Genomic DNA, 25,408 nt, shown 5'->3' with positions numbered 1-25,408 from the left:
CTTTGCAAGGAGGAAGGTACTCAAAGTTAGTTATAAAAAGGGAGGTGTGTAATTGTTGGGGTTGGGAATCGGTTTCACGAACTTCGATAGTTCGGATTTACAATCCGTGCGATCTTTTTTTGTTTTTAGTATTTGCTTTTCGGTTATGATAGCGCGGATTTACAATCCGTGCCCACAATCAAATTAAGTGCTGCAAAATGGTATTGTATTAAATTCTGGGTGAAAAGAAAACCATAACCTTATAACTGTGGGTTGTTATTCTTTTTGTGAGCACGGATTGCAAATCCGCGCTATCGGGGTTTTTTATTTATCAAAAAGAGTTTTTGCTTTTATGAAATTATCAATTAATTTACTCTTGTTTTCTTTATTAAATTCATCAAATCCAAGTGTGAAAGTAGTTTCGTGCATAAATTCTTTTAAAATTGTATTAATTTCATCGATATAATTTTGAGCATGTTGATTTTCATTGAGTTCTTTCATAATCATTTTGTCAAAATTTGTATCTCGTTTATTATCAAAAACAATAAATGGAATAATAAATGGTACAGCATTACCAAAAAAAGGATTCTCTTCGAAAGTTAATCTTGTGTCATCTTCCCATAAATTTATTTTACTGAATTTCGAAGATAATTCTAATAAAGTTAGATTATTTTTACTTAGTTCATTTTCAAAATTGGGTTCGTTTTTAAGTAAATATAAAGTTGCGAAATCCCAAACACTATCTCCATCTTCATCAATTATACAATAAGGGTAAAATGAGTTTCCAACAATTATTCCACCTTTTTCTCCAATTATTTTTTTGAATAATTTTATAGCTAATTCTTGACTTTTAAATTGAAAATTTGGATTGCTTCTTACAAAACCATATAAGTAAAAGTATAAAACATTATTTTCTTCTTTTTGAGTTTCTTTTTGCTTTTTGGCAAACAAATTAAAAATTCCCATAAATTATTTTCATTTTAGATTTCATGTTTTTTCTACGTTCCGCCAAACTGACGCACAACGTTCCCACGGCTTGGCCGTCGTTGCGACAATTTAAGAAAAAATATGTTATGAAAAGCTGTGCATTAAAATCCGAAGGATTTTAATTGGTGAGAGGAGCGAAGCAATGCGGCTAAACCGTTGTTAGCCGTAGTTTATTGATAAATTATTTTTAGCCAAGTGATAGAAGCTGAATCCAATTTTTTATCATTTTCTATAACTGGAATTAGTGCATTTTTTTGTTTATCAATTATATATTTATCGTAAAATATGAAATCAGTTTTATCTCCGATATCATTTCTTAATAATGTTAGAGTGTCTTTTGATATTTCATAATCTCCATAAAAGTAACAGCTTAACTCGTAATGACCTCTCTTTATTTCGAATGAATTATTAGTATAAAGAATCAATTTGCAATTTTCATCATTGTTTTTTGCAGTTAATAATTCAGAACCTCTTAATTTATCAATATTAAATACTAATAGTAGAAGTAATGAAACAAAAACTGTAGTAATTAATGGGTAATAATTTATAGATATTTTGGATTTATAGTTTATATAAGTTGATTTTATTAATATAAATGACAAAATTATAATATAAATAAAGGCAAGTAAAATAAAGGATAGCCCATGTGCTAAACCTCTACAATTATCTCCAAAATAAAATTGAGTTTTTACCATTATTAACCCAACTATTAATAAAATGATTGATGAATTATATTTTTTAGGGATATTCATAGGTTCATTTGGGGTTAAATTACGGCTAACGTCCCGCCGGCTTTCTGTCAGTGGCGGTTTTTTATTACTGACGTTCACAAATATACCGAAAAGTTTAAAAGAAAAAAGTTGAAATGAAGCAAAGGCTTTTAATTCCAGTTCCTTCCATTAAACACCGAATCCCGCCATTGCAGAAAACCGCTGTTAGCAGCTGGTGATTTTACTACCAATAAAATTCGGCATATTCCATTAGAATACTTTTAAAATCTTTTGTAGGTATTGAAGTTACTCTATTTTCCCATTCCAACTTAGTTACTTCTTCAAATATTGTTGCGCACACAGTTTCTGAACATACGTAATTTGATTTTTTTTCATTTTGTAACACTTCGTTAATTTCAGGAATGATGTAATCGTAAACATTTTCTTTATGTTGCAACTGGATTAAAAAATACATTAAATCAATATATTTTTCATCGGAAGAATTTATTAGGACAACTCCTTTGTCAACATTTGATTTAATATTTATGTCTGTAAACATAAGGTTGTAATTTGAATGTATTTTTTCCATTGTTAGTTGTTTTTCACAATCCTTTCACACAGTTTTTGGTCACTTGCTGCTAACTTGTAAATATGTATGTTTTAAACTATCATAAAGCAATATCACAAACCTAACCATAAAAAAACACCTACACAATCACCAAATTTGGTGATATTTCAAAAAACTAAAAAAAAAACATAACACACAACCTCTGAACCCCAAATAAAAAACTGTTTCAAAAAAATATTTTCTAAAATTTTGCAACAAAAACCGTTTCAAAATTTTTATTTTTGAAAAATTGCAACAGATTTTGTTTCAAATTGATTTTTTTTAAAAAATTGCAACACATGAAAAAAGACGCGTCTTTAAAAAATATTCTGGGCTTAACCCAAGAGGAAGCCGCTTATCTGTTAGGGATTGAAAGAGGCCAATGGTCGATGTACGTTTCCGGAAAACGCAACTTGCCCTTGGCCGCCACAGAAAAACTTGCCGCCTTGCTCAAACAGGTACAGCAAGTAAAGAGCCCCTCCAAAGAAAGCCAAGCCCTCGCCAAAGCCGAGCAAAAGAAACTGCAGGAGCAACTGCAACAGGATTATCTTACGGTACAAATCAAACAGCACAAGGTGGCCCAACAAATCCGTACGATTGAAAACAAAAGAGCCGAATGTTTTGCCGCCCTGGAAGTAGCCGCCATTTTAGAACACGACAACGCGTATCCGGCTAAAAATAATTTGGCAAATGGCATACGGGCAAGAGCGGTGGGTACCCTGAGAACCCATAATTTGTATGCCTTAACCGAACTTCAGCTCAAAAAAGAACAGCTCGAAATGTTAAAAAACAGTCTGGAGCAAAAAATGAAAGAAAGTAAAAACGAGCTGTAAATCAATTCGCTACCAATTAATTTTAAAAGAAATATATTCTTACAAAATGTTAAAATTGAAAAAGAGGAAATAGGCCTCCTTTTTTTGGCATCACTTTTGAAAACCGTAAGAATAGTATTAACTTTAAAATTATAAATTATGTATTCATTAAACAGAATTACCACAACAGCCGATTGCGATGTATTGTTAACCTGGGCCAACAAAGAAAAAGAGGACTTGGCGCACAAACGCTATACCGAGCAACGCTTTACCACTACCTACAGTACCGCTTCCATAGAGATTGAAGCCGTTTTACAAGGAGTACTTACGGAAATAGCCGCCGAGGAAAACATCATCGGCGTTTTACCTGAGGGGAGACAAAAAGAAGAGCACGTGAAAAAGAAGATCCGCCTGGAATACAAAAAATTCCTGCTCGAAAACCGAAAAGAAAGTTATGGCGTAGTAGCCTTACTGGAAAACGAACTAGACCTGGAACGCCTCAATAAAGAAATCGACGAGGTAGATGCTTTTATCGCAGCGATCACCGCCCACCGAAACACGTTGTAGCCTAATAAAAAATCCCGCTTAGTGATAAGCGGGATTTTTTTATGTATCACTTTCTAATTTATTGTTTCACAATCTTAATCGTGTTTTTCTGATTGTCAGCTTCCACCGTTAGGAAGTAAATGCCGCTTCTTAAGTTAGAAACATCCATAGTGGCATTTGTGTTGGTGAAATGTTGTTTTCCAACCGTTTTGCCTAAGACGTCGTGAAGGGTAATCGTTTCGATAGGTGTGTTGTTTTTCGAGCGAACCGTAATCAAGCCGTTGGCTGGGTTCGGATACGCTACAAAAGTATTGTCGTTAAACTCCGAAACACTCATGGTCGACACAAATTCCGTAGTAAACGTATTGGTTACGATTGCCGGGTTGAAATCGAAATAAATAGAAGCTGTATTCGGGATGATATCGCCAATCGCGTAACCCGCTTTTGGTTTAATCTGGAAGGTTACGTGTCCTTTTCCGGCCGGAAGTAAATCAATGCCGTTCATATTCCAGGTTAAAGCAGTTCCGGTTTGAACCAGGTTGTAGGCATGGCTGGCATCCATCATTTTTACCGTGGTTTCATCCAGTTTTGCATCTAACACATCACTTATTCGTACGTTTTCAGCATAATACGTACCGGTGTTTTCAAACTGAATGGTGTAGGTCAGGTAGTCGTTGCTGCCAAAAGTGGCATGTACAATTCTGTCGCCATGACTTTCTGTTTTGTCATTTGGATCATACGACCCAACGATAACTTGTGTTAAGCTGTGTTGGTTGTTGTTGGCGTTAACGTCAGCAACCACATTGGTAGCCGTTGCGTTATTGGTTAGGATACCGCCAAGATTTACCGTCGGAATCGTAGGTACTAGCATGGTAGCCATAATACTGCGCGATTCGCCCGGCAGCAAGTTCACAAAATCATAGGTAAAACCGTTAGCAGTAGTGGTAACGCCCGATGGAGTAGTATTGGTAAGCGTCACCGCATTGTCTTTGGTAAAGGTAATCGTTCCGCTGGCAATCGGTAAGTTGCCGTTGTTTTGGTACACAATCATGTTGGTGTAGTTAAAACCGGGTCTTGGCGGTGCTCCGTAAGGTAAAACCGTTACCGCAACATCAGCATAAGGTAAAACCGTTACCGGAAAATTGTAAACGATAACCCCAGAACCGGCTACATATTGCACATTGTTATACGAAGCAGGGTTTACAGTGTGATAAGCACTGAATTCCGGCTGAACGGCATAACTGAAATGATACGAATTAGCAGGGTTAGATTCCTGAAGGTAATACGACCCGCCGGAAGTGGTAACAGTATTAGTGGTACCACCATTTAAAGCATAACTGAACGTACCCTGAGTAAAATTACTCTCCCCGTTATCCTGAATACCGTTGTTGTTGGTATCGACAAACGCATTCAGTAAAAAGCCTTCGTTGGCCACAGTTACAACTACAGTTCCCACCGAACAAGCGTTAGGACTTTGTACAATGCAAATCTGATAGGTCAACGTATAAGTACCTGGTGCAGTGCCCGGTAAGACACTAACCGTGCCGTTTGGATTGATGGAAAATCCGGAAGGCAGGTTAATAGGGGTAAGTATAATATTCGCCTGATTGTTTGGCGTAATTAGGGAGCCGTTTAAATAATCATTGCTAAGGACAGAAGTTGCAGACGTGGCAATACCATTACTGCCGGGATATACCGTGAGGGTGTCCATACTAGCCACAACATAGGCTTCCTGAACAATAAAAGTAGAAGAAGTCGTCTGTCCGATAGCATCGGTTACCGTTACCTGATAGACGCCGCCCGGTAGTCCTAAAATATTGATTATTTGGGATGTAGCTCCGCCAATCGGTGCGCCATTAAGACTCCATTGGTAGGAATAGGGTGGTGTTCCTCCGGTTACTTCAGCCATTAAAGCGCTGGTTGGAATATCTTGTGTTGCAAAAATGGTTGCGAAATAGGGGGATTCTGGAACGGTAAAAGTGCTGGTACAAGTGCACGCCAGTTGAGGAAAGTTTTCCCATACCATAACATTGTGTGTGCCGGGAGCTAATTGCGGCAAGGTTATGTTTACTGTTCCGACACTACCAACTACGACAGTTTGCGATATTCCGCCATCAATAGAATAAGTATATGTTGAATTCGGTGCTCCATTGATAGTTAAGGTGTTTGAAGTAACATTGCAACTAAAACCGGAAGAAATTGTATTGAACCCGATGGGTTGCGACCAATTGCTGGTCTCACCGGGCGCACAAACAGCTCTTACATAGAATTTATAAGGGGTGCAGGGAGATAAAGTATTAATAACAAAGCCGGTGTTGGTATTAGTGGTAAGGCCACCAATCGCACTGTTATCTGGTTCAGTGGCGTTTGCAGGTAATACCAGTACTTCCCATTGCGTTTCCGAATTGCCAAGGTTCCAGGAAAGTGTGGCAGCTGTTGGTGTTATGTTGTTAACCGTTAGAGCTGTTGGAGTGGTGCAGGTCTGTCCAAAACTGTTACAAACACTAATTAACAATGCCAGTGCATAAAAGTATTTTTTCATCATAATTTCAACTGTTTAATTCTAAATGAGTTGTGAGGGTAAAGGTAAGTTAAAAAACCATTACCCAAAACGATTATTTTGTGATAATCGTAAGAAAAAAGCGAAGGTACAACGGGTAAACTATTAGAAAAAAACCTTGTGTCGAAAGTAGTGTTGCTAGCAAAATTTTAAATTACTTTGCAGTACAAAAGTTGTATATGAAACAAAGCCAGAAACAAGCCGCCATCGGCTTTATCTTTATTACGATGTTGATTGACATTATCGGGTGGGGGATTATCATCCCGGTAATTCCGAAATTAATCGCCGAACTCATTCACGGCGATATCAGCGAAGCCTCCAAATACGGTGGATGGTTAACCTTTGCCTATGCCATCACACAATTTATTTTTGCGCCTTTAATCGGGAATTTGAGCGACAAATTCGGCCGACGTCCTATTATTTTAATTTCGTTATTAGGTTTTGCTTTCGACTATGTGTTGTTGGCGTTGGCGCCCACCATCACTTGGTTGTTCATCGGAAGAATTATCGCCGGTTTTACGGGCGCGAGTATCACCACGGCTTCTGCTTACATTGCCGACATCAGCACTCCGGAAAACCGCGCTAAAAACTTCGGGATGATTGGCGCCGCTTTCGGACTGGGCTTCATCATCGGTCCTGTTCTGGGTGGTTTGCTGGGGCAATACGGAGCCAGAGTTCCATTTTATGCTGCTGCGATTTTATGCCTGCTGAACTTTCTGTACGGGTATTTCATCCTGCCGGAATCACTGGAAAAAGAAAACCGCCGCGAGTTCGACTGGAAGAGAGCCAACCCGATTAACGCGTTCTTAAACCTTAAAAAATATCCGTCTTTAATTGCGCTCGTAGTGTCTATCTTTCTGTTGTATGTAGGCTCACATGCGGTACACAGCAACTGGAATTTCTTCACCATGTACCGTTTTCACTGGGACGAAAAAATGGTGGGGATTTCCCTTGGTGTTATCGGTTTGCTGGTCGCCATCGTGCAGGGCGGTTTAATCCGCTGGGTCAATCCGAAACTGGGAAATGAGAAAAGTATTTATATGGGCTTAGGTTTGTACACGTTTGGGATGTTGCTGTTTGCCACGGCTACCCAAAGCTGGATGATGTTCGCCTTCTTAGTGCCGTACTGTCTGGGCGGTATTGCCGGACCGGCGCTGCAATCCATCATCACCAGTAAAGTACCGGTTACCGAGCAGGGCGAGATTCAGGGAACCTTAACCAGTTTAATGAGTGCTTCCGCGATTGTCGGCCCGCCACTCATGACCAATACGTTTTACTTCTTTACCCACAAAGAAGCACCGTTTGAATTTGCCGGTGCGCCGTTCTTACTGGGCGGTATTCTGATGTTGATTAGTTGTGTAATTGCCTATCGCGCCTTGCGGTTAACGTATAAATAAAAAGAGCCGCTGGAAAGCGGCTCTTTTTATATACTAAAGTTTGTTGTGCAGACTATTACGGTAAAGCATTGATGATGGCTACCAATTGTTCGGCCGTAGCGGTTTGCATTTCATTGGCATGGAACGTAACCTGATGGTTTTCAACAAGCGTCTGATCTTGCAGGATCGAGTAGATGTAATTGCCGTTGTTTTCCGAAACAAAAATCAAATGACATTCTAAGCCTACCGGGTATTGTCCTGAAACCGCTCCTAAAGAATTCGGCTGACTGCTGGTAGCAATAAACACCATACTGTTTCCGTTGCCGTAACCTTGCGGAACAAAAGCCGAAATGGTGGTATGCGGTCCTGCGGTATTCATAAATTTATCGCAGTTAAACCAGCCAAAATGGTCCATAATCGCGTTGTAAGAGTCGGCGTTGCCATTTACAGAACCTATCCACCATTCGCCGCCGGTCCATTGTTCCCAGGTAACATTGCCCATGGCGTCTAAAGTTCCGTTAAACGGTAACATATCATTGTCGGTACCTCCGGTAATGGCTGTCGGAACGTATAATTCATACGAACAGGTTAACGTTAACTGTTGCCCATTTTGGGTAGCATTCACATAGAATTCCCCTCCGGAGATTAACAGGTGTTTTTCACCATTGTGTAAACCCATCGTGGTTTTGTTGGTGGTCAGCATTGTGCCCCGGTCGAAAATTTCAACGAATTCGATGTCTACGGCTCCGGTTACGGGTTGGCCGTCTAGTTGTAAACAGTTTCCGTCGATGGCCAGTTTAACGCCCTGTGCCGAGGTGAAAACCGTGTAACCGTCTTCCGCATTCATCTGAAAGGTCTGGGTCTGGGTTTCTAGAGCTGTGTCAAAAAGGGTGTAAAAGTCGTCCGGATCCGGTCCTGTTACAGGCGGTAATTTGTCGTCCTGATCGGTGCAGGAAAAGAAAAACAGCGAAGGAACAAGGGCAAACAGTATTTTTTTCATAATTAAAGATAATTTACTTAAAGAGTTGAAATTAGTAAAAAGGTTGCTTGTGTGTTTGCAAAATAAGCGAATTATTTCAGGTAAAGGTAATGATGGTAGTAATCGATGACCGCTTTTCCTTTCAAAAGAATGTCGGCGCCGATAATGCCGTGTACCGGTTTGGCTTTGTATTGCTTCAGGGCCAGATTCACATGGCTCATGTCGAAAATAATCAGCTGAAACTGTTCGGATTTCCATCGGGAAAGCTGTAGTGTGTTGTCGGTAGCCATTTGGGTGTACATGCCTGTGGCTCCGGCTCCGGCAGCTTTAGTGGGCGAATCCTGAGCGGTAAGGTTGAAGAAGGCCACGCTTTCAAAACCGATACAACTGTTGGATGCTCCGGTGTCCAGAATAAAATTGCCGGTCACCCCATTGATTTTCGCTTTGATTAAAAGATGCTGGGTTTTAGACAATTTGAATTTGATTTTCTTATAGCCTTTCTTTTTTAAAATGTCGTGCAGGTGCTCCATGTTTCAAAAATACACAAAAACTGAAACTATCTTCGTAATTTTGCACCATCAAAATTGTAAATGCTGAAACCTTGACTACCGATTTCGTTTTAACCGACACGCATACGCACCTCTATTCCGAAGAATTTACCGAAGACCGCACGGCAATGATTCAGCGCGCCCTCGACAAAGGCGTAAAACGTTTATTTGTGCCGTCGATTGATGCGTCATACACCGAAAAAATGTACGAGCTGGAACAGCAATTTCCGGACCATATTCATCTGATGATGGGCTTGCATCCGTGTTATGTCAAAGAAAATTACGAAGCCGAACTGGCCCACGTAGAAGCGGAACTAAGCAAACGAAAGTTCGCAGCCATCGGAGAAATCGGCATCGATCTGTATTGGGACAAAACCACACTGGACATCCAGAAAATTGCGTTTCAGAAGCAGATTCAGTGGGCGAAGCAATACCAATTGCCCATCAACATTCATTGTCGCGAAGCCTTCGATGAAATTTTTGAAGTGTTGGAACTGGAGAAATCCGACGAGCTTTTCGGAATCTTCCATTGCTTCAGCGGTACCTATGAACAGGCGCTTCAGGCGATTTCCTGTAACATGAAACTGGGAATCGGCGGAGTAGTCACGTTTAAAAACGGAAAAATCGATCAGTTTCTGCATCAAATCGACCTCAAGCACATTGTTTTGGAAACGGATGCGCCGTATTTAGCACCGGTTCCGTACCGCGGCAAACGCAATGAGAGCGCCTATGTAGCGTTGGTAGCGGAAAAACTTTCGGAAATTTATCAGTTGCCGGTTGCGGAAATTGCTCGTATCACTACGGAAAATTCCAAAGAAGTTTTCGGGTTTTAACCAAAAAAATCCCTTTGATTCACAAAAAATTCGTTCTTTTGTGAATTGTTAACGAATGTAGCAAAATGCCAACAAAATTCGATTCGATTCGCCAGTTTTACGACAGTGAGGTAAATGACGCCCTTCAAAGTATTTCCAATCATCCGATGATGAAAGCTTTGATGAGTTTTACCTTTCCGGATCTGGACGAAGCGGTCTGGATGGAACAGCTCAAACGCACCCATTCCATTCGTGATTTTCAGGTTAATTTTATTTACCAGTCCATTCAGCGCGTGCTGGAACGCAGTTCGGAAGGGCTGACGACTTCGGGTTTTGAAAAACTGGACCCAAGCCGTTCCTATCTTTTCATTTCGAACCATCGCGACATTATCCTGGACACTTCGTTACTGAACGTAAGTTTATACGACCACGGCCAGATCATGACGGCTTCGGCCATTGGCGACAATTTGGTGCAGAAATCTTTCCTGTTAGCCCTTTCCCGATTAAACCGGAATTTCCTGGTACGCAGAGGATTACCCCCTAGAGAATTGTTACAGAGTTCCAAACTGATGTCGGAATTCATGTACCATTTGCTGTCGAAAGAAAACCGTTCCGTTTGGATTGCCCAACGCGAAGGCCGCACCAAAGACGGCAACGATGCCACCCATCAGGGTGTTCTGAAAATGCTGGCGATGGCTGCCGACGAGAAAAACGTAATGGAGTTTTTCCGGAAAATCAGAGTCGTTCCGGTTTCGATTTCCTACGAATACGATCCTACCGATGCTTTGAAAATGCCGCAATTAATGGCCGAAGCAAACGATGAAGTATACATCAAAGAAAAAAACGAAGATTTTATTACGTTAATCAGCGGAATTATCGGACAGAAAAAACGAATTCACATCCACGTAGGAGACATTCTGGATAAAGAATACGACAAGATTATTGCGGAAAACGACAATACAAACAAACAGATACAGGCGTTGGCACAGGTGATTGACGATTCCATCTTATCTACCTACAAACTGTGGCCAACCAATTTTATAGCTTACGATTTACTACACAATACGGATCAGTTTGCATCCAAATACAGCGAAAAAGAAAAGCAGTTGTTCGAACGACGTCTGGAAATGCGTTTGGGCAATGAAAAAGAAACCCTGCGCGACAGCTTTTTAGCGATGTATGCCAATCCGGTCCTTAATAAAATGAAATACGGTAATGTCGACTAAACCGAAAATATTGTTGGTGTACACCGGAGGAACCATCGGAATGGTAAAGGATTCCGAAACCGGTGTGCTGAAAGCCTTCAACTTCGATGAATTACTGCACAACATCCCCGAACTGAAATTACTGGATTGCGACATCGAGACGTTCTCCTTCAGCGAACCCATTGATTCCTCCAACATGAACCCCGAAAAATGGGTAGCCATGGCCGAAGCCGTAGAGAAAAATTACGACGCCTTTGACGGTTTTGTAATTCTGCACGGCTCGGACACGATGTCGTATTCTGCCTCGGCACTGAGTTTTATGTTTGAGAATTTGGGAAAACCGGTCATCTTTACGGGTTCCCAGTTGCCCATCGGAGATTTAAGAACAGATGCGAAAGAAAACCTGATTACCGCCATACAGATTGCCTCATTGCGACACAAGAACAAACCCGTAATTACAGAAGTGGGCTTGTATTTTGAGTACAAATTGTACCGCGGCAACCGGACGTCCAAAATCAGCGCGGAACATTTCAACGCTTTTGCGTCGCCCAATTACCCTGAGTTAGCCGAATCGGGCGTACATTTAAAGGTAAACCACGAATTGCTCCTGAAGAAAACCGGCAGTAAAAAGATGAAAGTCGCCAAAACTTTCGACAGTCATGTGGTGGTGGTTAAAATGTTTCCGGGCATCAACGAAAGCGTTCTGAAAGCGGTATTATCCATTCCGAATTTAAAAGGAGTGGTGCTGGAAACCTATGGTTCCGGTAACGCACCAACTGAGGACTGGTTCATCAGTACGCTGAAAAAAGCCATTAAAGGCGGTTTGCAGGTGGTAAATGTTACCCAGTGTTCCGGAGGAAGTGTGAACATGGACAAATACGAAACCGGAATTCAGCTGAAGAAAATCGGTGTCATTTCAGGCCATGACATCACCACGGAAGCTGCTATTACCAAATTGATGTACATGTTGGGGCAGCAAATCCCCGCAGCGGTTTTCAAAACGGTCTTTGAAACTTCCCTTCGCGGCGAACTGTCGTAAATTTTTTCAAAAAAATCATTGAAAAAACCAAATAAAAATCGTTAATTCGCAGACTGAAATTAGAGAGGTGTCCGAGTGGTTGAAGGAGCAAGCCTGGAAAGTTTGTATGTGGGTAACTGCATCGAGGGTTCGAATCCCTTCCTCTCTGCAAAATACGCTAAGGCAATCGAAAGATTGCCTTTTTTTATTACTTTAGTAGCGTAAATGAACAATATGAAAAAACTTTGGTGGATTCTTTGCTGGATTGGCGTTTCGCAGGGGGCTGTGGCGCAGGAAACCGGAGGCTTTACTCCGGATACGCTGGCGGTCAAAAAAGTGGATTCCCTTTTTCGTGAAGACCAGTTTTATGTTTCCTTGGGCTACAATCTGGTACAGAACAGCCCGCGGGGTTTTAAACGGTTTTCTTTTTCACCAACGATAACGGTTGGTTTTCTGAGGGATTTCCCGATTTCCAAAAACAGGCATTGGGCTATCGCACCCGGAGTGGGCTATTCGTTCAACAGCATCAAGCAATACGTTTCCACAAAAGACCTTTTTCCGGATGACCCGGATATGACCGCCGCAAATGTAAAAACCAATATTGCATCGCACAGTATAGAACTTCCGCTCGAAATCCGTTGGCGCAATGCTAATCCGGAAAGCCATAAGTTCTGGAGAATCTATGGCGGCTTTAAAGCGCGTTATATCCTTTCTTCCAAAATGAAGGTTGAATTTGACGGGACTACTTCCTCAGATAATTTAAAGAATGTGATCAATAAGTGGCAATACGGGATTTATATGGCTGCCGGATACAATACGTGGAATCCTTACGTGTATTACGGGTTGAATCCGATTTTTAAAAACGGCTCCAAACTGAAAGACCTGAACATTGGTTTTATGTTCTACATCCTATAACCAATAATACCAAAGCCCGATTTGCGGCAGTACGCCAATAAAGGTTCCGATGAGAATTTCTTTTAAGGAATGGGCTTCCATGTAAAGTCGTGAAGAAGCGACACAACCGGTCATCACAATCAAAAAAGCAATCAGGCCAAAAAACGGCAAGCCGTAATGCAGTGAAATACCGGTAATGAAAACCGTAAGACCGCAAATGCCAATCATGTGCAGACTGGCTTTACTGTGAAAAACCGAAAGCAATAACGCCAACACCGAACTGATTAACGCCCCGGTATAAAAATAATACAACTCCGGAACCGCTACCGTAGAAAAACTGTGCTGCGTCAAAACCAAAAAAAACATCGATTGGAACGCTAAAGGCAATCTTCGTTCCCTTGTTTCATGCAACATGATACCTGATTTGGCCAGTCCTAAGGATTTCAGCAAAAAGTAGGTGGAAATAGGCAGAAAAATTGTGAGAATGGCAATCTGTATCAGCGTCAGATAAATTTCATGCGGATAAAAGAAGCCTTTGGTCACAAAAAAATAAAATAACGCTCCGTATATCGAAACCAACAAAGGATGAAATATATACGAAAATACCGGAAGTGCTTTATTGAAATCCATTTATCAGATTTTTTTTCGCATCCGCGCTACCGGAATATCCAGTTGTTCCCGGTATTTGGCAACGGTTCTTCGGGCAATCGGATAGCCTCTTTCCTTCAAAATGTCGGCTAATTTATCGTCGGGAAGCGGTTTGCTTTTGTCTTCTTCTTCAATAACCATTTGCAGAATTTTCTTGATTTCGATGGTCGACACATCTTCGCCCTGATCGTTTTTCATGGCTTCGGAGAAAAAGTCTTTAATCAGTTTGGTACCGTACGGCGTATCGACATATTTGCTGTTGGCCACGCGGGAAACGGTTGAAATGTCTAAGCCAATCATGTCGGCGATGTCTTTCAGAATCATCGGTTTCAGCTTGGTTTCATCACCGTCGAGAAAATATTCCTGCTGGTAATGCATGATGGCGTTCATGGTTACCAAAAGCGTTTCGTTGCGCTGTTTGATGGCATCGATAAACCACTTCGCGGAATCCAGTTTCTGCTTGATGAACTGTACCGCATCTTTTTGGGCATTCGATTTTTCACGGGAATCCTTATACGTTTGCAGCATTTCCTGATAGTCTTTGGAAACGTGCAGTTCCGGCGCATTTCGGCCGTTTAAGGTGAGTTCCAGTTCTCCTTCTACCACTCTGATGGTAAAATCCGGGACGATGTGTTCCACGGTTTTGGAATGGCTGTCGAAAGAACCGCCCGGTTTCGGATTGAGTTTTTCAATTTCGTCGATGGCTTTGCGGAGTTGCTCCTGCGAAACGTCAAATTTCTGCAATAGTTTGTCGTAATGCTTTTTGGTAAATGCGTCGAACTGACTTTCCAAAATGTTAATGGCCAGGCTTACCGAATCGGTTGGGGTTTTATGGCGCAATTGCAGCAACAGGCATTCCTGCAAATCGCGTGCGCCCACACCGGCCGGTTCCAGTTGGTGTATGATGTGCAGAATCTGCTCTACTTTTTTCTCATCGGTGTAAATCCCTTGAGTAAATGCCATATCGTCCACAATATCCTGAATGCTTCTGCGGATGTAGCCCATATCGTCGATGCTGCCCACTAAAAACTCGGCAATTTCGCGCTCTTCATCGGAAAGGATAAAGGTGTTCAGCTGATTGATTAAATCCTGATGAAAGCTCACCGGTGCGGCAAACGGCAAACTGCGGTCTTCGTCGTCATCGCTGTAATTGTTGGCCTGCAGTTTGTAATCCGGGGTTTCGTCATTGCTCAGATACTCGTCGATGTTGATTTCGTCGGCATCGATTTTTTCGTTGTCGTAATCGTCGTACTCGTCATACTCGTCCTGAGCGGCGTAATCTTCGGTTTCCAGCGTGTCTTCCTTACCGGATTCCAAAGCGGGATTTTCCACCATTTCCTCCTTTAAGCGCTGTTCAAAAGCCTGCGTAGGCAACTGAATCAGCTTCATCAGTTGGATTTGCTGAGGCGATAATTTCTGGGATAACTTAAATTGAAGATTCTGTTTGAGCATTCTGTTGCGTATTCGGTTATTCGTTGATTTGGTTATTTGTTGGCTTTGAATGACATAACAATCAAATTTACGAAATTTCTATTTTCAAATTAACGAATAACCAAATCCACAAACTAAGTTTTATTAAAATTCAGCATTTTGCGGGGTTCTCGGGAACGGAATCACGTCGCGGATGTTCGACATTCCGGTAACAAACAATACCAGACGTTCAAATCCGAGACCGAATCCGGAGTGTACGGCACTTCCGAAACGTCGCGTGTCTAAATACCAGTACAGTTCTTTTTCGTCGATGCCTAAGGCTTTCATTTTCTCCAAAAGCACCTCGTAACGTTCTTCTCGCTGCGAACCGCCCACGATCTCACCGATGCCTGGGAACAAAATGTCCATCGCGCGCACGGTTTCTTTGCCCGGTTCCGTGTTGTCGTTCAAACGCATATAGAACGCTTTGATTTTAGCCGGATAATCAAATAAAATTACCGGACATTTGAAGTGTTTTTCCACTAAGAAACGTTCGTGCTCACTTTGTAAATCAGCACCCCATTCCTCGATCAGATACTGGAATTTTTTGTTTTTGTTCGGTTTGGAGTTTTTCAGGATGTCGATGGCTTCGGTATAGGAAACGCGTTTGAAGTTGTTGTCCAATACGAAGCTTAACTTTTCCAGTAAGGTCATTTCGCTGCGTTCTGCCTGTGGTTTTGATTTCTCTTCGTCAAGCAAACGCTGCTCTAAGAATTTCAAATCGTCGCCGCATTTGTCCACGGTATATTTGATAACGTATTTGATGAAATCTTCCGCCAGATCCATGTTGTCGGCCAGGTTGTTGAACGCTACTTCCGGCTCAATCATCCAGAATTCCGCTAAGTGACGGGACGTATTGGAGTTTTCGGCACGGAATGTCGGTCCGAACGTATAGATTTGTCCTAACGCCATGGCGTAGGTTTCGCCTTCCAACTGTCCGGAAACGGTAAGGTTGGTTTCTCTTCCGAAGAAGTCTTCTTTGAAGTTTACTTTGCCGTCTTCGGTTCTGGGCGTTCCGTCAAACGGTAAAGCGGTTACGCGGAACATTTCTCCGGCACCTTCCGCATCGGAACCCGTAATGATTGGCGTGTTTACGTAGAAAAAGCCTTTCTCTTGAAAATATTGGTGTACCGCAAAGGCCAGCGTAGAACGCACACGCATAATGGCACCAAACATGTTGGTGCGAATTCTCAGGTGGGCATTTTCACGCAGAAATTCCAAGGAGTGTTTTTTGGGCTGCATCGGGTATTTTTCGGCATCCGAATCGCCTAATATTTTGATTTCGGTTACCTGGATTTCCACTTTTTGTCCGGCGCCCTGGCTTTCCACCAGATGACCTTTCACACTTACCGCGGCTCCGGTTGTGATGCGTTTTAAAGTTTCTTCCGGTGTATTTGCAAAATCCACCACACACTGAATATTATTGATAGTCGAACCGTCGTTTAACGCCAAAAACTGATTGTTTCGGAACGTTCTTACCCATCCTTTTGCTTTTACTTCATGTAGTGCCGGTGCGCTGCTAAGCAGATCTTTAACTTTCGTGTGTTTCATTTTTTCAATGTTTTGCTTCAGTTTTCCTTATCCAACTGAAATTATCGATAAATAAAAATTAATGCCTGCAAATGTAGTAAAAACCGTGATGAATTTAACTTTTTGACCGTCAGTTTTTAGAAAACATTAAGCATTTGAATCGTATCTTTGGTTCCGATTTTAATACGTTAAAAATGAACTGGATACTTTTGGTAATTGCCGGCTTTTTTGAAGTAGGTTTTGCCTCCTGTTTAGGGAAGGCCAAAGAGACAACGGGAACTGCTTCCACTTTGTGGATGGTTGGTTTTTTCATCTGTTTAACCATCAGCATGGTTTTGTTGTATAAAGCTACCCAGACATTGCCAATCGGAACGGCTTATGCGGTCTGGACCGGGGTAGGAGCGGTTGGAACGGTTCTGGTCGGTATTTTTATCTTTAAGGAGCCGGCTGATTTCTGGCGTCTTTTCTTCCTGACGACGCTGATTGCTTCGATAGTCGGGTTGAAATTTGTATCGTCACATTAGAAGCCTAAATCGAGTACGAAGGTCAGTTTTAACGAGATGTTGTCGTCAAATCTGGGAAGCTGATAGTATCCGTAGCGGTAAAATCCGGATAATCCAAGCCCTTTGTAGATATTGTTTACTTCCAGTCCGGATTCGAAATAACCGTTTTCCAGCGTGTTGAAATTGGCTCCGGAATGTTTTCCTTTGTCCTGCATATTCCCCCAAGCCATACGGGTTACCAAAACAGGTATCGGTTTAATCTGATTGAACAGTTTGATTTTCCGGAAAGCGTGTTTAAAATGAAACGCGGCATATTCATCCGAGAAAAATTCGTTGAAGCGCATGGTTTCAAAACTGTTTTTACCGGAAATATTGAAGCGTTGTAAAATGGCGTCTTTGTCCAGACTGTTGGGTGCTATACTGAAAAGGTGGGTAATGGGAGCATCACCGTAAGCAAATCCGCCCTGAAACAGCAAGGACGTTTTTTGACCGTCCAGGTATTTTTTCTCGTATTCGGCCCGAAAATCCAGTTTTCCGAAATCGACATCATTTTGCAAAACACCGGGTAAGGTCTGGCTAAACTGAAAAGTGAATTTCGGATAGCCTTTTTCGGTTTCGATACGGCCGTTAGGCGTTTGCATGTACACGCTAAACGGATTCCACTGCAGTGAAGCGGTAGCCATCGTAATCCTGAAGGAAGACAGGATTTTATCCCCAACATCAAAGAAATATCCGAATTTCGGATCGATATAACTGTGCGAAAGTTGCCATACACTTTCTGTTTTAGGAATGAGACGGCTTTCAACATATCCTTTCCAGGTCTGATGGCTGAAGAAGGTCGTTAAGTTAAGCGGACGCGGATCGTACAACCGGAATTTTCGCTTGTCTACTTCGAAACTGGTACTCGCAATCTCCTGAACATCATCGGTATAGGAAACGCCAATCCATGTGTTTGAAAACTTGCCCAAACGGGTGGCGGTTCCCAAACTGTATTTGAAGGCTTTGTCTTTTAAGCCATAAGCGCCGTAACCTTCAAGTCGCATAAATTTGGAAAACCTGTCGTTGGTTACCCCGCCGGCGCCAAAGCGGAACCCTTCGTAGTTGTTGTATTTAATCAGATAGCGCAAATCCATGTCTACCGGACCTAATGGAAAAAAACCGTTGATAACCTTTCGTCCCAACTGGATTTTCTGTTCGTAGCGCTCTTTGGTTACCAGACTATCCAGAGCAGAGTAGGTTACAATGCTTCGGACATCCAGGCTGTCCTTTCGGTAAGGAACCCAGAAATGTTCGTTGCGGGAAATGGCTTCCTCACGGATTTCGATGCCCACATACCGATGCCGGATTTGTACCGGTACATTGAACTCAACCTCGGAATTTTTAGATTCGGAAAGGATGTAGACAAAATCAGAGGCTTCTTTCTTTTTTGGGTTTTTGTTTTCCGCTTCGTCTTCCTGAGAAAACCGGATGGTTTCCCCCAGTATTTTGATGTCGCCTTTTTTGTTGCCTTTTACAATTTTTAAAGACTGGCGCTCCGGAAACCACAAATCTTCCTCTTTGTCATAGGTGTAGTAGGTGGTGGCACTAATATCCAATACGCTTTTGATGCGGTAGATGCTTTTGGTTATGGCATGCGTTTCTTTGTCGATATAGAGAATACCTTCGAGTTTTGCTTTCTTAGACTGTTTTTTGTCTTTGAAATGAATCATGAAAACTTTCCGCGTTCCTATGAAAACCGTATCCAGAATTTTAAAATTGTAGTGTTTGAGGCTTTCGTCGGAAACCGGACTGATGTATTTGTTTTCGAACAGCTGAATACGGTTGTTGTAATCGGAAAACGACTGTAATTTTAAACTGATGTATTCGTAAATAGGCTGTTTAAAGCCAGCCATTCGGGCAGCAATGATAGTTTCTTTGAGTCCTTCCTTTTGGTTAAACCGGAATTCTGATACTTTTTCAGTCTGATAGAGATGCTGTTTCTGGATGATTTTCTTGAACTTGTAATCAGAAGAATCCAGTTTGAGTAAACGCGACCCGATTTTTTCATAAAGGAAAACCGAATCGATTTTACCGCTGATAGAATCGGGATTGGCGGTCACAATCAGTTTGTTGTAGGTCTTAAACTGAAAACTGGCCAACCGTCTTTTCGGATCGTTATAGTATTTTTTTTCGATAGCTTTTTTGACGATGCCGGGCGCTGGATTTCCGCCGATAATCAGTTCTGAAATTTCCGTGGCTTTTTCCCGGAGTTTTACCGTATAAAATTTCTTTCCCGGTTCGAGAGGCACGGAAACCGTTTCAAAACCGGAATACGAAACAGAAAAATGGTCTAATCCTTTGGTGTTTTCGATGGTAAATTTCCCGTCTACATCCACAATAACTGTTTTTCCGTCGCTCAGACGAACGGTGGCAAAGGCTAAAGGTTTGTTGTTGTTCTCATTTCGGACACTACCGGAAACAGTGTTTTGCGCATTGCTGAAAATGCAAAAGAGAAAACACAAAAGGAGAAAAAAACGCTTCAAATCGGTAAACTGTCTTTCAGAACAATGGTACAAAATCAGGTAAAGGTAATAAATAAAAAATCCCGAATACCATCGGGACTTAAATTATACTTTCATGATTTCGGCTTCCTTAATCACTAAATGCTCGTCGATTTTTTTGATGAAAGCATCCGTCAGCTTCTGAACATCTTCTTCCGCCGTTTTGCAGATGTCTTCCGAAGTGCCTTCTTTTTCTAATTTTTTAATCTCGGTATTGGCATCCTTACGGGCGTTTCGGATACTGATTTTGGCGTCTTCCGCTTCCGCTTTGGCTTGTTTTACAAGTTCCTTACGGCGTTCTTCCGTTAGAGGCGGCACGCTGATGATGATGTTGTCGCCGTTGTTCATCGGATTAAAACCAAGATTGGCAATCATGATGGCCTTCTCGATGGGTTGCAACATCGATTTTTCCCAAGGGGTAACCGTGATGGTTCTCGCATCCGGGGTGTTGATATTGGCTACCTGGGAAAGCGGTGTCTGCGATCCGTAATAGTCAACATATACGCCGCCCAGCATTTGCGGTGAGGCTTTTCCGGCACGGATGTTTAAAAATTCTTTTTCAAGGTGTGCAATAGAACCGTTCATAGATTCTTTCGTGCTATCTAAAATGAATTTGATTTCTTCAGTCATCGTCTTAATTTTAAAAAACTAAATTAAACATTAACAGTGGTTCCCACCATATCGCCCTGACAAACTTTTAACAGATTTCCCGGTTTGTTCATGTCGAAAACGATAATCGGTAATTTATTTTCCTGACTTAATGTAAAAGCCGTCGTGTCCATAATATTCAGTCCTTTGCTGATTACATCGTCGAAAGTAATCTGGTCGTATTTCACCGCATCGGCATTCTTTTCCGGATCGGAATCGTAAACGCCGTCTACGCGAGTTCCTTTCAGGATTACATCGGCATCTACTTCAATCCCTCTTAAAACCGCGGCCGTATCGGTGGTGAAATACGGATTTCCGGTTCCGGCTCCAAAAATTACGATGCGTCCTTTTTCCAGGTGGCGTGTCGCTCTTCTTTTGATGTACGGCTCGGCTATGGCTTCAATTTTTAAAGCGGTTTGCAAACGGGTTGGCATACCGGCTTCTTCCAAAGCGCCCTGTAACGCCATACCGTTGATTACCGTAGCCAGCATTCCCATATAATCGCCCTGAACGCGGTCCATGCCGTTGCTGGCTCCGGCCACGCCTCTGAAGATATTTCCACCCCCAATTACAATGGCAATCTCAACGCCTTTGTCGTGAATTTGCTTGATTTCGGCTGCATATTCTGCTAAGCGTTTCGGATCAATGCCGTATTGACGGTCGCCCATCAAGGCTTCACCGCTAAGTTTCAGAAGAATTCTTTTGTACTTCATGGGATGGACTATGGTTTTAGTGGTGCAAATATAGTTATAATCTGTTTTTTTGAAACAGGTTCGTTAAAAATTATAGGTTCAGTTCTTCGTACGATTTTTTTGCCGCTTCATAGCCAATTCTGAAAATCATGTCCATTTTGGCTTTGCTGGTTTCAAAGGTGCCGAATCTGGCCAGTTCTTCCGGTTCAATCACCCAATCACAAATATTGAACTTGTTGGTGTTGGAATTGGCGGAAAACAAGTCGAAGGCTCTTGCCGTAACCGCTTTGATGGACGATAAATCTTTTGCTTCAATTTTTTGTATCGGGCTTACATAAACGCCGATTAACGTTTCGCAGCGGCCTTGCAAAATATCGGTAGGAAAATGGTTCAGGATGCCACCGTCGCTATACAGATTCCCGTTGATTTCATAAGGCGACAAAACGCCGGGAAAAGAAGAGGAAGCTAAAACCGCATCCACCACTTTGGTGTCCGGGCTGAAAACTTTCAGTTTTCCTTTTACCAAATCGGTAGCCGTAATGTGGGTATGAATTTTCAGGTCGCCAATTCGGGTATCGACAAAAACCGCGTTAAAGTAAAATTTAAAAGCGTCCGAATCGATAATCCCGGCTTTCCGGAACGTAAAATGCTTCCAGTTGAAAAAATAAATCGATTTGAAAAATTCGAGAATTTCTTCCGGAGATTTTCCGCCGGCATACAAAGCGCCCACGATGGCACCGGCACTGGTTCCGGCAATGTGAATCGGACGGATGTTAACTTCTTCCAGGAATTTGAGTACACCGGCATGCGCCAAACCTTTGGTGCCGCCACCCGACAGAATTAAACCGATTGATTTTGTTTTTAAATCCATGGCAAGTCTTTACCCGATAAAATTACGTTTTTTAGTTTAGGAATTGTGACTTTTGTCACGTTTCCTTTTTTAAATTTGAAGTAGCTTTGTAGTTAATTTCACAACAATGAAAAATATAATCGAAAACAGCCATAAAAATAGTTACAGTTATCTCGAATACCGTAAAAAAGTATCCGATTTACTGGCCGAAGGAAAATCTTCCGGTAACGAACAATCTGAAGATTTGCTGCATTACAGTCAGTTGAATGAAGTGCGGATGAACCGCTTGGATAAAACCATAGTTGTACCCGAGGAAGTGAAGAAGCCATTGCAGGCTCTCCGCAAAAAATACCTTTGGTTGGTTTTGGCTGAAGGCTGGTGTGGTGATGCGGCACAATTGTTACCCATCATGGAGAAAATGACCGAAATGGTTGCCACTATTGATTTGCGCATAGTCTTCCGGGATGAAAACGACGCTCTGATGCAGGAATTTTTAACCAACGGTGCCCGTTCGATTCCCAAATTAATTATTTTAAATGCAGACAATCACGAAGTTTTAGCCGCATGGGGACCAAGACCGGAAGCGGCAGCGCGTCTTATCAAAGAGTACAAAGCAAAATTCGGCGTGGTGAATGAAGAAGCCAAAACGGAATTGCAGAAATGGTATCTTCACGACAAAGGGCTTTCGACCATGGCCGAAATAGTTAAAATTATGCAGGCCTTGGAGTAACCAAGGCCTGAAAATCGGTTACTGAAACAGCGTTTTTTACATCGAAAGCGCCAATTTTTGTTCTGCGCAAAGCAGTAAGGTGCGCGCCTGAATTTACGGCCAATCCAAAGTCATACGCCAGGGAACGAATGTAGGTTCCTTTACTACACACCACTCTGAAATCGATTTCCGGCAGTGCAATTCGGGTGAGTTCGAATTCCAGAATTTCAATTTTCCGCGATTGGATTTCCACTTCTTCACCGGCGCGGGCATGTTCGTACAAGCGTTTGCCGTCCTTTTTGATGGCGGAAAAAACCGGTGGAATCTGATCAATTTCGCCTATAAATTTTAAACGTGCCTGTTCGATTAATTCCGGAGTGATATGATCGGTGGGGAAAGTTTTGTCAATCTGGGTTTCTAAATCATACGAAGGCGTGGTGGCACCGATGTGAAACGTTCCGGTATATTCCTTCGTCATGCCCATCAGTTCGGGAATCTTTTTGGTGAATTTCCCCGTGCAGACAATCAGCAGTCCTGTTGCCAACGGATCTAGGGTTCCGGCATGACCGATTTTGAATTTTTTAGGCAGATGCAGGTTTTTGATCAGCGCCCATTTCACCTTGTTAACCGCCTGAAATGACGACCAGGTTAAGGGTTTATCGAACAGTAAAATCTGTCCTTCCTGAAAGGCTTCGGCTGTTTTGGGAATCATGGCTTTAGGGAAGTGAAGTAAATTAAAAGTCCGATACCCACTATGATACGATACCAACCCCAGGGTTTGAAACCGTATTGTTTGATGATGCCAATAAAAAACTTAATCGCCAAAACGGCAACTATAAACGCGATTACATTGCCAATCAGGAACATTTTTATCGTTTCGGAAGACTGTGTAATCAGTTCGTAACCTTTCAGTTGAGTATGCTCGTAGGTTTTGAGGAACACGGAATAACAGGTAACGGCCAACATGGTTGGTACCGCCAAAAAGAAGGAGAATTCTGCTGCGGCGTGTCGGGTTAGTCCTTGTTGCATGCCGCCAATAATGGAAGCCGCCGAACGACTCGTACCCGGCATCATCGCCAGACACTGCCAGAAACCGATAATTACGGCTTTTTTGACGGAAATATCCTCTTCGTGTGCTACGGTCGGGTTTTGAAAGCGGCTGTCGATGAACAACAAAATGACTCCGCCTATAATCAGAGCAATCGCAATCGGAATCGGGTTACCCAAAACTGCTTCGATTTTATCGTCGAACAGTTTGCCCAACACCAAAGCCGGTAACACGGCACAGGCTAATTTGATAAAGAAACTGAATTTGCTAAAATCGAAAAATTTCTTCCAATACAGTGCTACAACGGCCAAAATGGCGCCAAATTGTATGGAAACCTGAAACAGTTTTACGAAATCGTCTTCCTGAATCCCGAAATAAGAACTGGCAAAAACCATGTGTCCGGTGGAGGAAACGGGTAGATATTCGGTTAATCCTTCAATAATCGCGATGATTAGTGCCTGAAATACATCCATTACTGCTTATCCGACTTTTTGAATATTGAATAAATCACCACGCCAAACCCAATCAGCACTACGGTTGGCGCCAGACGGATGCGACGGAAGCTGAAAATATCTTCGCTGAAAACTTTCGGATCATCACTGCCGCCGCCGGACATCAGCAAAAAGCCTAATCCGATAACCGCTAATCCGATGATTAAAATTTTATAGTTGCTGCTTTCGAAAAGAAAGTCCGGTTTTTGTTTGTTTTCCATTTTTTGTTGTTTTATGAACCCGGTTTAGTATAAATCGTCGGTTTTCAGATTTAAAAAGCGCTGGGTAGCAAAGAAAGTGCTAATCCAGGTGATGATGATGCCAACCAATATCACACCGGCCAGTACGATACCTAACGAAACGTAATCTTTGGCGATTCCTAAACTCGGGAACAAACTGTCTACATAATAATTCAGGGCAATTAATGCCGCTATAGCCAACACCGAACCGATTAACCCCAAACGAATACCGCGCCAGATAAACGGCTTGCGGATAAACGATTTGGTAGCGCCCACCATTTGCATGGTTTTGATGATGAAACGGTTGGAATATACCGATAAGCGCAGCGAACTGTTAATTAAAAGCATGGAAATCACCGCAAAAACACCGCTGATGACCAAAATCCAGAAACTGATTTTTTTGATGTTTTCGTTGGCCAAATCCACCAGACGTTTGTCGTAAATCACTTCGGAAACCATATCGTTGGTTTTGATGTCGCTTTCAACCTGTTTGATTTTCGCGGCTTCCACATATTCGCCTTTTAAGTGGATGTCGAAAGAATTTGGCAACGGGTTCATCCCCAAAAACTCAAGAAAATCTTCTCCTACAATGTCTTTGTTGTTTTTGGCCGCATCGTCTTTGGAAACAAATGCGTAGTCTTTAACGTAGTTCGAACCTTTTAATTTCGCGTCGAAAGCTTTTAAAATGGAATCGTTGGCTTCGTCTTTAAAGTAAACCGACATCGGAATATCTTCTTTGAAACTGTTGGAGATTTTTTCAGAATGGATCACGAACAATCCCAAGGCGCCCAAAAGGAACAGCACTAAAAAAATACTTAAAACCACAGAAAAATAAGATGAAATAAGCCGTCTTTTTTGAAACTTTTCGAACGATGATGCCATATAAATCTGAATTAAGCCGTAAAAATAATAAAGAAAATCGTTTTTCACCTTTATAACGCCCAAAGTTTTAACTTTCTTATAATATAATGTAAATTTGCACCCTTGAAAACTTAGAACCTTAATAA

General features: G+C 42.0%; 26 protein-coding genes and 1 tRNA gene. 10 read left to right on the top strand and 17 right to left on the bottom strand.

Translation table 11 applies throughout. The annotated features are described in order from the left end of the window. Window positions 1-303: 303 nt before the first annotated feature. From G498_RS0104595 to G498_RS0104580, 3 genes are all read right to left on the bottom strand, one after another. Complete coding sequence (locus G498_RS0104595) at window positions 304-945, bottom strand: hypothetical protein (protein WP_131387664.1); 642 nt, start codon at window positions 943-945, stop codon at window positions 304-306. A gap of 191 nt (window positions 946-1,136) precedes the next feature. Further along, the gene (locus G498_RS0104585; protein ID WP_131387665.1) at window positions 1,137-1,796 is read right to left on the bottom strand and encodes a hypothetical protein; all 660 of its coding nucleotides are present in this window, start codon (window positions 1,794-1,796) and stop codon (window positions 1,137-1,139) included. Between the two features lie 124 nt (window positions 1,797-1,920). Continuing rightward, on the bottom strand, window positions 1,921-2,265 hold the full coding sequence (locus G498_RS0104580; protein WP_026980073.1) for a hypothetical protein: 345 nt from the start codon (window positions 2,263-2,265) through the stop codon (window positions 1,921-1,923). A gap of 317 nt (window positions 2,266-2,582) precedes the next feature. Between G498_RS0104580 and G498_RS0104570 the strand changes: the two genes are divergently transcribed. Both G498_RS0104570 and G498_RS0104565 read left to right on the top strand, forming a co-directional pair. Next, window positions 2,583-3,116 carry a helix-turn-helix domain-containing protein gene (locus tag G498_RS0104570; protein WP_026980072.1) on the top strand — a complete coding sequence of 178 codons (534 nt, stop codon included), beginning with the start codon at window positions 2,583-2,585 and terminating at the stop codon, window positions 3,114-3,116. 138 nt (window positions 3,117-3,254) lie between these two features. Beyond that, entirely contained in the window at window positions 3,255-3,662 is a 408-nt protein-coding gene (locus G498_RS0104565) for a hypothetical protein (protein WP_026980071.1), read from the top strand. 58 nt (window positions 3,663-3,720) lie between these two features. On the opposite strand, the gene G498_RS0104560 is transcribed toward G498_RS0104565, so the two are convergent. Continuing rightward, a complete protein-coding gene (locus G498_RS0104560; protein ID WP_026980070.1) occupies window positions 3,721-6,186 on the bottom strand; it encodes a DUF7619 domain-containing protein in 2,466 nt (821 codons plus the stop codon). 194 nt (window positions 6,187-6,380) lie between these two features. Here G498_RS0104560 and G498_RS0104555 point away from each other — a divergent pair, with 194 nt between their 5' ends. After that, window positions 6,381-7,598 carry a TCR/Tet family MFS transporter gene (locus tag G498_RS0104555; protein ID WP_026980069.1) on the top strand — a complete coding sequence of 406 codons (1,218 nt, stop codon included), beginning with the start codon at window positions 6,381-6,383 and terminating at the stop codon, window positions 7,596-7,598. 55 nt (window positions 7,599-7,653) lie between these two features. Here the strand turns inward: G498_RS0104555 and G498_RS0104550 are convergent, their stop codons facing one another. Together G498_RS0104550 and G498_RS0104545 are read right to left on the bottom strand one after the other, a co-directional pair. Next, window positions 7,654-8,577: a hypothetical protein gene (locus G498_RS0104550; protein ID WP_035743964.1), complete on the bottom strand. Its 924-nt coding sequence runs from the start codon at window positions 8,575-8,577 to the stop codon at window positions 7,654-7,656. 71 nt (window positions 8,578-8,648) lie between these two features. Beyond that, the gene (locus G498_RS0104545) at window positions 8,649-9,086 is read right to left on the bottom strand and encodes a retropepsin-like aspartic protease (RefSeq protein ID WP_026980206.1); all 438 of its coding nucleotides are present in this window, start codon (window positions 9,084-9,086) and stop codon (window positions 8,649-8,651) included. 71 nt (window positions 9,087-9,157) lie between these two features. Between G498_RS0104545 and G498_RS0104540 the strand changes: the two genes are divergently transcribed. From G498_RS0104540 to G498_RS0104520, 5 genes are all read left to right on the top strand, one after another. After that, entirely contained in the window at window positions 9,158-9,937 is a 780-nt protein-coding gene (locus G498_RS0104540; RefSeq protein WP_026980067.1) for a TatD family hydrolase, read from the top strand. Window positions 9,938-10,002: 65 nt separating this feature from the next. Continuing rightward, window positions 10,003-11,142 (top strand): 1-acyl-sn-glycerol-3-phosphate acyltransferase, encoded by a 1,140-nt coding sequence (locus G498_RS0104535; RefSeq protein WP_026980066.1) that lies wholly within the window; start codon window positions 10,003-10,005, stop codon window positions 11,140-11,142. Further along, complete coding sequence (locus tag G498_RS0104530; protein ID WP_026980065.1) at window positions 11,132-12,160, top strand: asparaginase; 1,029 nt, start codon at window positions 11,132-11,134, stop codon at window positions 12,158-12,160. The genes G498_RS0104535 and G498_RS0104530 overlap by 11 nt, the downstream gene beginning before the upstream one ends. A gap of 61 nt (window positions 12,161-12,221) precedes the next feature. Then, window positions 12,222-12,308: transfer RNA gene (locus G498_RS0104525), tRNA-Ser, on the top strand. A gap of 65 nt (window positions 12,309-12,373) precedes the next feature. Further along, window positions 12,374-13,054 carry a porin family protein gene (locus tag G498_RS0104520; protein ID WP_026980064.1) on the top strand — a complete coding sequence of 227 codons (681 nt, stop codon included), beginning with the start codon at window positions 12,374-12,376 and terminating at the stop codon, window positions 13,052-13,054. Here the strand turns inward: G498_RS0104520 and G498_RS0104515 are convergent. The 3 genes from G498_RS0104515 to asnS form a co-directional block, all read right to left on the bottom strand. Continuing rightward, window positions 13,049-13,663 (bottom strand): hypothetical protein, encoded by a 615-nt coding sequence (locus G498_RS0104515; RefSeq protein ID WP_026980063.1) that lies wholly within the window; start codon window positions 13,661-13,663, stop codon window positions 13,049-13,051. The genes G498_RS0104520 and G498_RS0104515 overlap by 6 nt on opposite strands. A 3-nt stretch (window positions 13,664-13,666) precedes the next feature. Next, window positions 13,667-15,133 (bottom strand): RNA polymerase factor sigma-54, encoded by a 1,467-nt coding sequence (gene rpoN, locus G498_RS0104510; RefSeq protein ID WP_026980062.1) that lies wholly within the window; start codon window positions 15,131-15,133, stop codon window positions 13,667-13,669. Window positions 15,134-15,256: 123 nt separating this feature from the next. Next, window positions 15,257-16,702 (bottom strand): asparagine--tRNA ligase, encoded by a 1,446-nt coding sequence (gene asnS / locus G498_RS0104505; protein WP_026980061.1) that lies wholly within the window; start codon window positions 16,700-16,702, stop codon window positions 15,257-15,259. 173 nt (window positions 16,703-16,875) lie between these two features. On the opposite strand from asnS, the gene G498_RS0104500 reads away from it, so the two are divergent. Beyond that, on the top strand, window positions 16,876-17,205 hold the full coding sequence (locus G498_RS0104500; protein ID WP_026980060.1) for a DMT family transporter: 330 nt from the start codon (window positions 16,876-16,878) through the stop codon (window positions 17,203-17,205). On the opposite strand, the gene G498_RS0104495 is transcribed toward G498_RS0104500, so the two are convergent. The 4 genes from G498_RS0104495 to G498_RS0104480 form a co-directional block, all read right to left on the bottom strand. Further along, window positions 17,202-19,706 carry a DUF5686 family protein gene (locus G498_RS0104495; RefSeq protein WP_026980059.1) on the bottom strand — a complete coding sequence of 835 codons (2,505 nt, stop codon included), beginning with the start codon at window positions 19,704-19,706 and terminating at the stop codon, window positions 17,202-17,204. The genes G498_RS0104500 and G498_RS0104495 overlap by 4 nt on opposite strands. A gap of 84 nt (window positions 19,707-19,790) precedes the next feature. Further along, complete coding sequence (gene frr, locus G498_RS0104490; protein ID WP_026980058.1) at window positions 19,791-20,354, bottom strand: ribosome recycling factor; 564 nt, start codon at window positions 20,352-20,354, stop codon at window positions 19,791-19,793. 23 nt (window positions 20,355-20,377) lie between these two features. Next, on the bottom strand, window positions 20,378-21,085 hold the full coding sequence (gene pyrH, locus G498_RS0104485) for a UMP kinase (protein WP_026980057.1): 708 nt from the start codon (window positions 21,083-21,085) through the stop codon (window positions 20,378-20,380). A 70-nt stretch (window positions 21,086-21,155) separates the two neighbouring features. Next, on the bottom strand, window positions 21,156-21,935 hold the full coding sequence (locus tag G498_RS0104480) for a patatin-like phospholipase family protein (protein WP_026980056.1): 780 nt from the start codon (window positions 21,933-21,935) through the stop codon (window positions 21,156-21,158). A 106-nt stretch (window positions 21,936-22,041) separates the two neighbouring features. Between G498_RS0104480 and G498_RS0104475 the strand changes: the two genes are divergently transcribed. Then, window positions 22,042-22,644, top strand: a complete 603-nt coding sequence (locus G498_RS0104475; protein WP_026980055.1) for a thioredoxin family protein — start codon at window positions 22,042-22,044, stop codon at window positions 22,642-22,644. Here G498_RS0104475 and truB read toward each other — a convergent pair. The 4 genes from truB to G498_RS0104455 are packed head-to-tail and all read right to left on the bottom strand — an operon-like array spanning window position 22,625 to window position 25,283. After that, the gene (truB, locus tag G498_RS0104470) at window positions 22,625-23,335 is read right to left on the bottom strand and encodes a tRNA pseudouridine(55) synthase TruB (protein ID WP_035743966.1); all 711 of its coding nucleotides are present in this window, start codon (window positions 23,333-23,335) and stop codon (window positions 22,625-22,627) included. The two genes, G498_RS0104475 and truB, sit on opposite strands and share 20 nt — an antisense overlap. Next, window positions 23,332-24,144 carry an undecaprenyl-diphosphate phosphatase gene (locus tag G498_RS0104465; RefSeq protein ID WP_026980053.1) on the bottom strand — a complete coding sequence of 271 codons (813 nt, stop codon included), beginning with the start codon at window positions 24,142-24,144 and terminating at the stop codon, window positions 23,332-23,334. Before G498_RS0104465 ends, truB begins: the two co-directional genes overlap by 4 nt. Beyond that, a complete protein-coding gene (locus G498_RS0104460) occupies window positions 24,144-24,383 on the bottom strand; it encodes a DUF3098 domain-containing protein (protein ID WP_035743968.1) in 240 nt (79 codons plus the stop codon). Before G498_RS0104460 ends, G498_RS0104465 begins: the two co-directional genes overlap by 1 nt. Before the next feature lie 24 nt (window positions 24,384-24,407). Further along, window positions 24,408-25,283, bottom strand: a complete 876-nt coding sequence (locus G498_RS0104455) for a cell division protein FtsX (protein ID WP_026980051.1) — start codon at window positions 25,281-25,283, stop codon at window positions 24,408-24,410. Window positions 25,284-25,408: the final 125 nt, after the last annotated feature.

Source organism: Flavobacterium suncheonense GH29-5 = DSM 17707, assembly GCF_000430025.1.
In the GTDB taxonomy this organism is placed as follows: domain Bacteria; phylum Bacteroidota; class Bacteroidia; order Flavobacteriales; family Flavobacteriaceae; genus Flavobacterium; species Flavobacterium suncheonense.
This window is presented reverse-complemented; position numbering and strand designations above follow the sequence as displayed.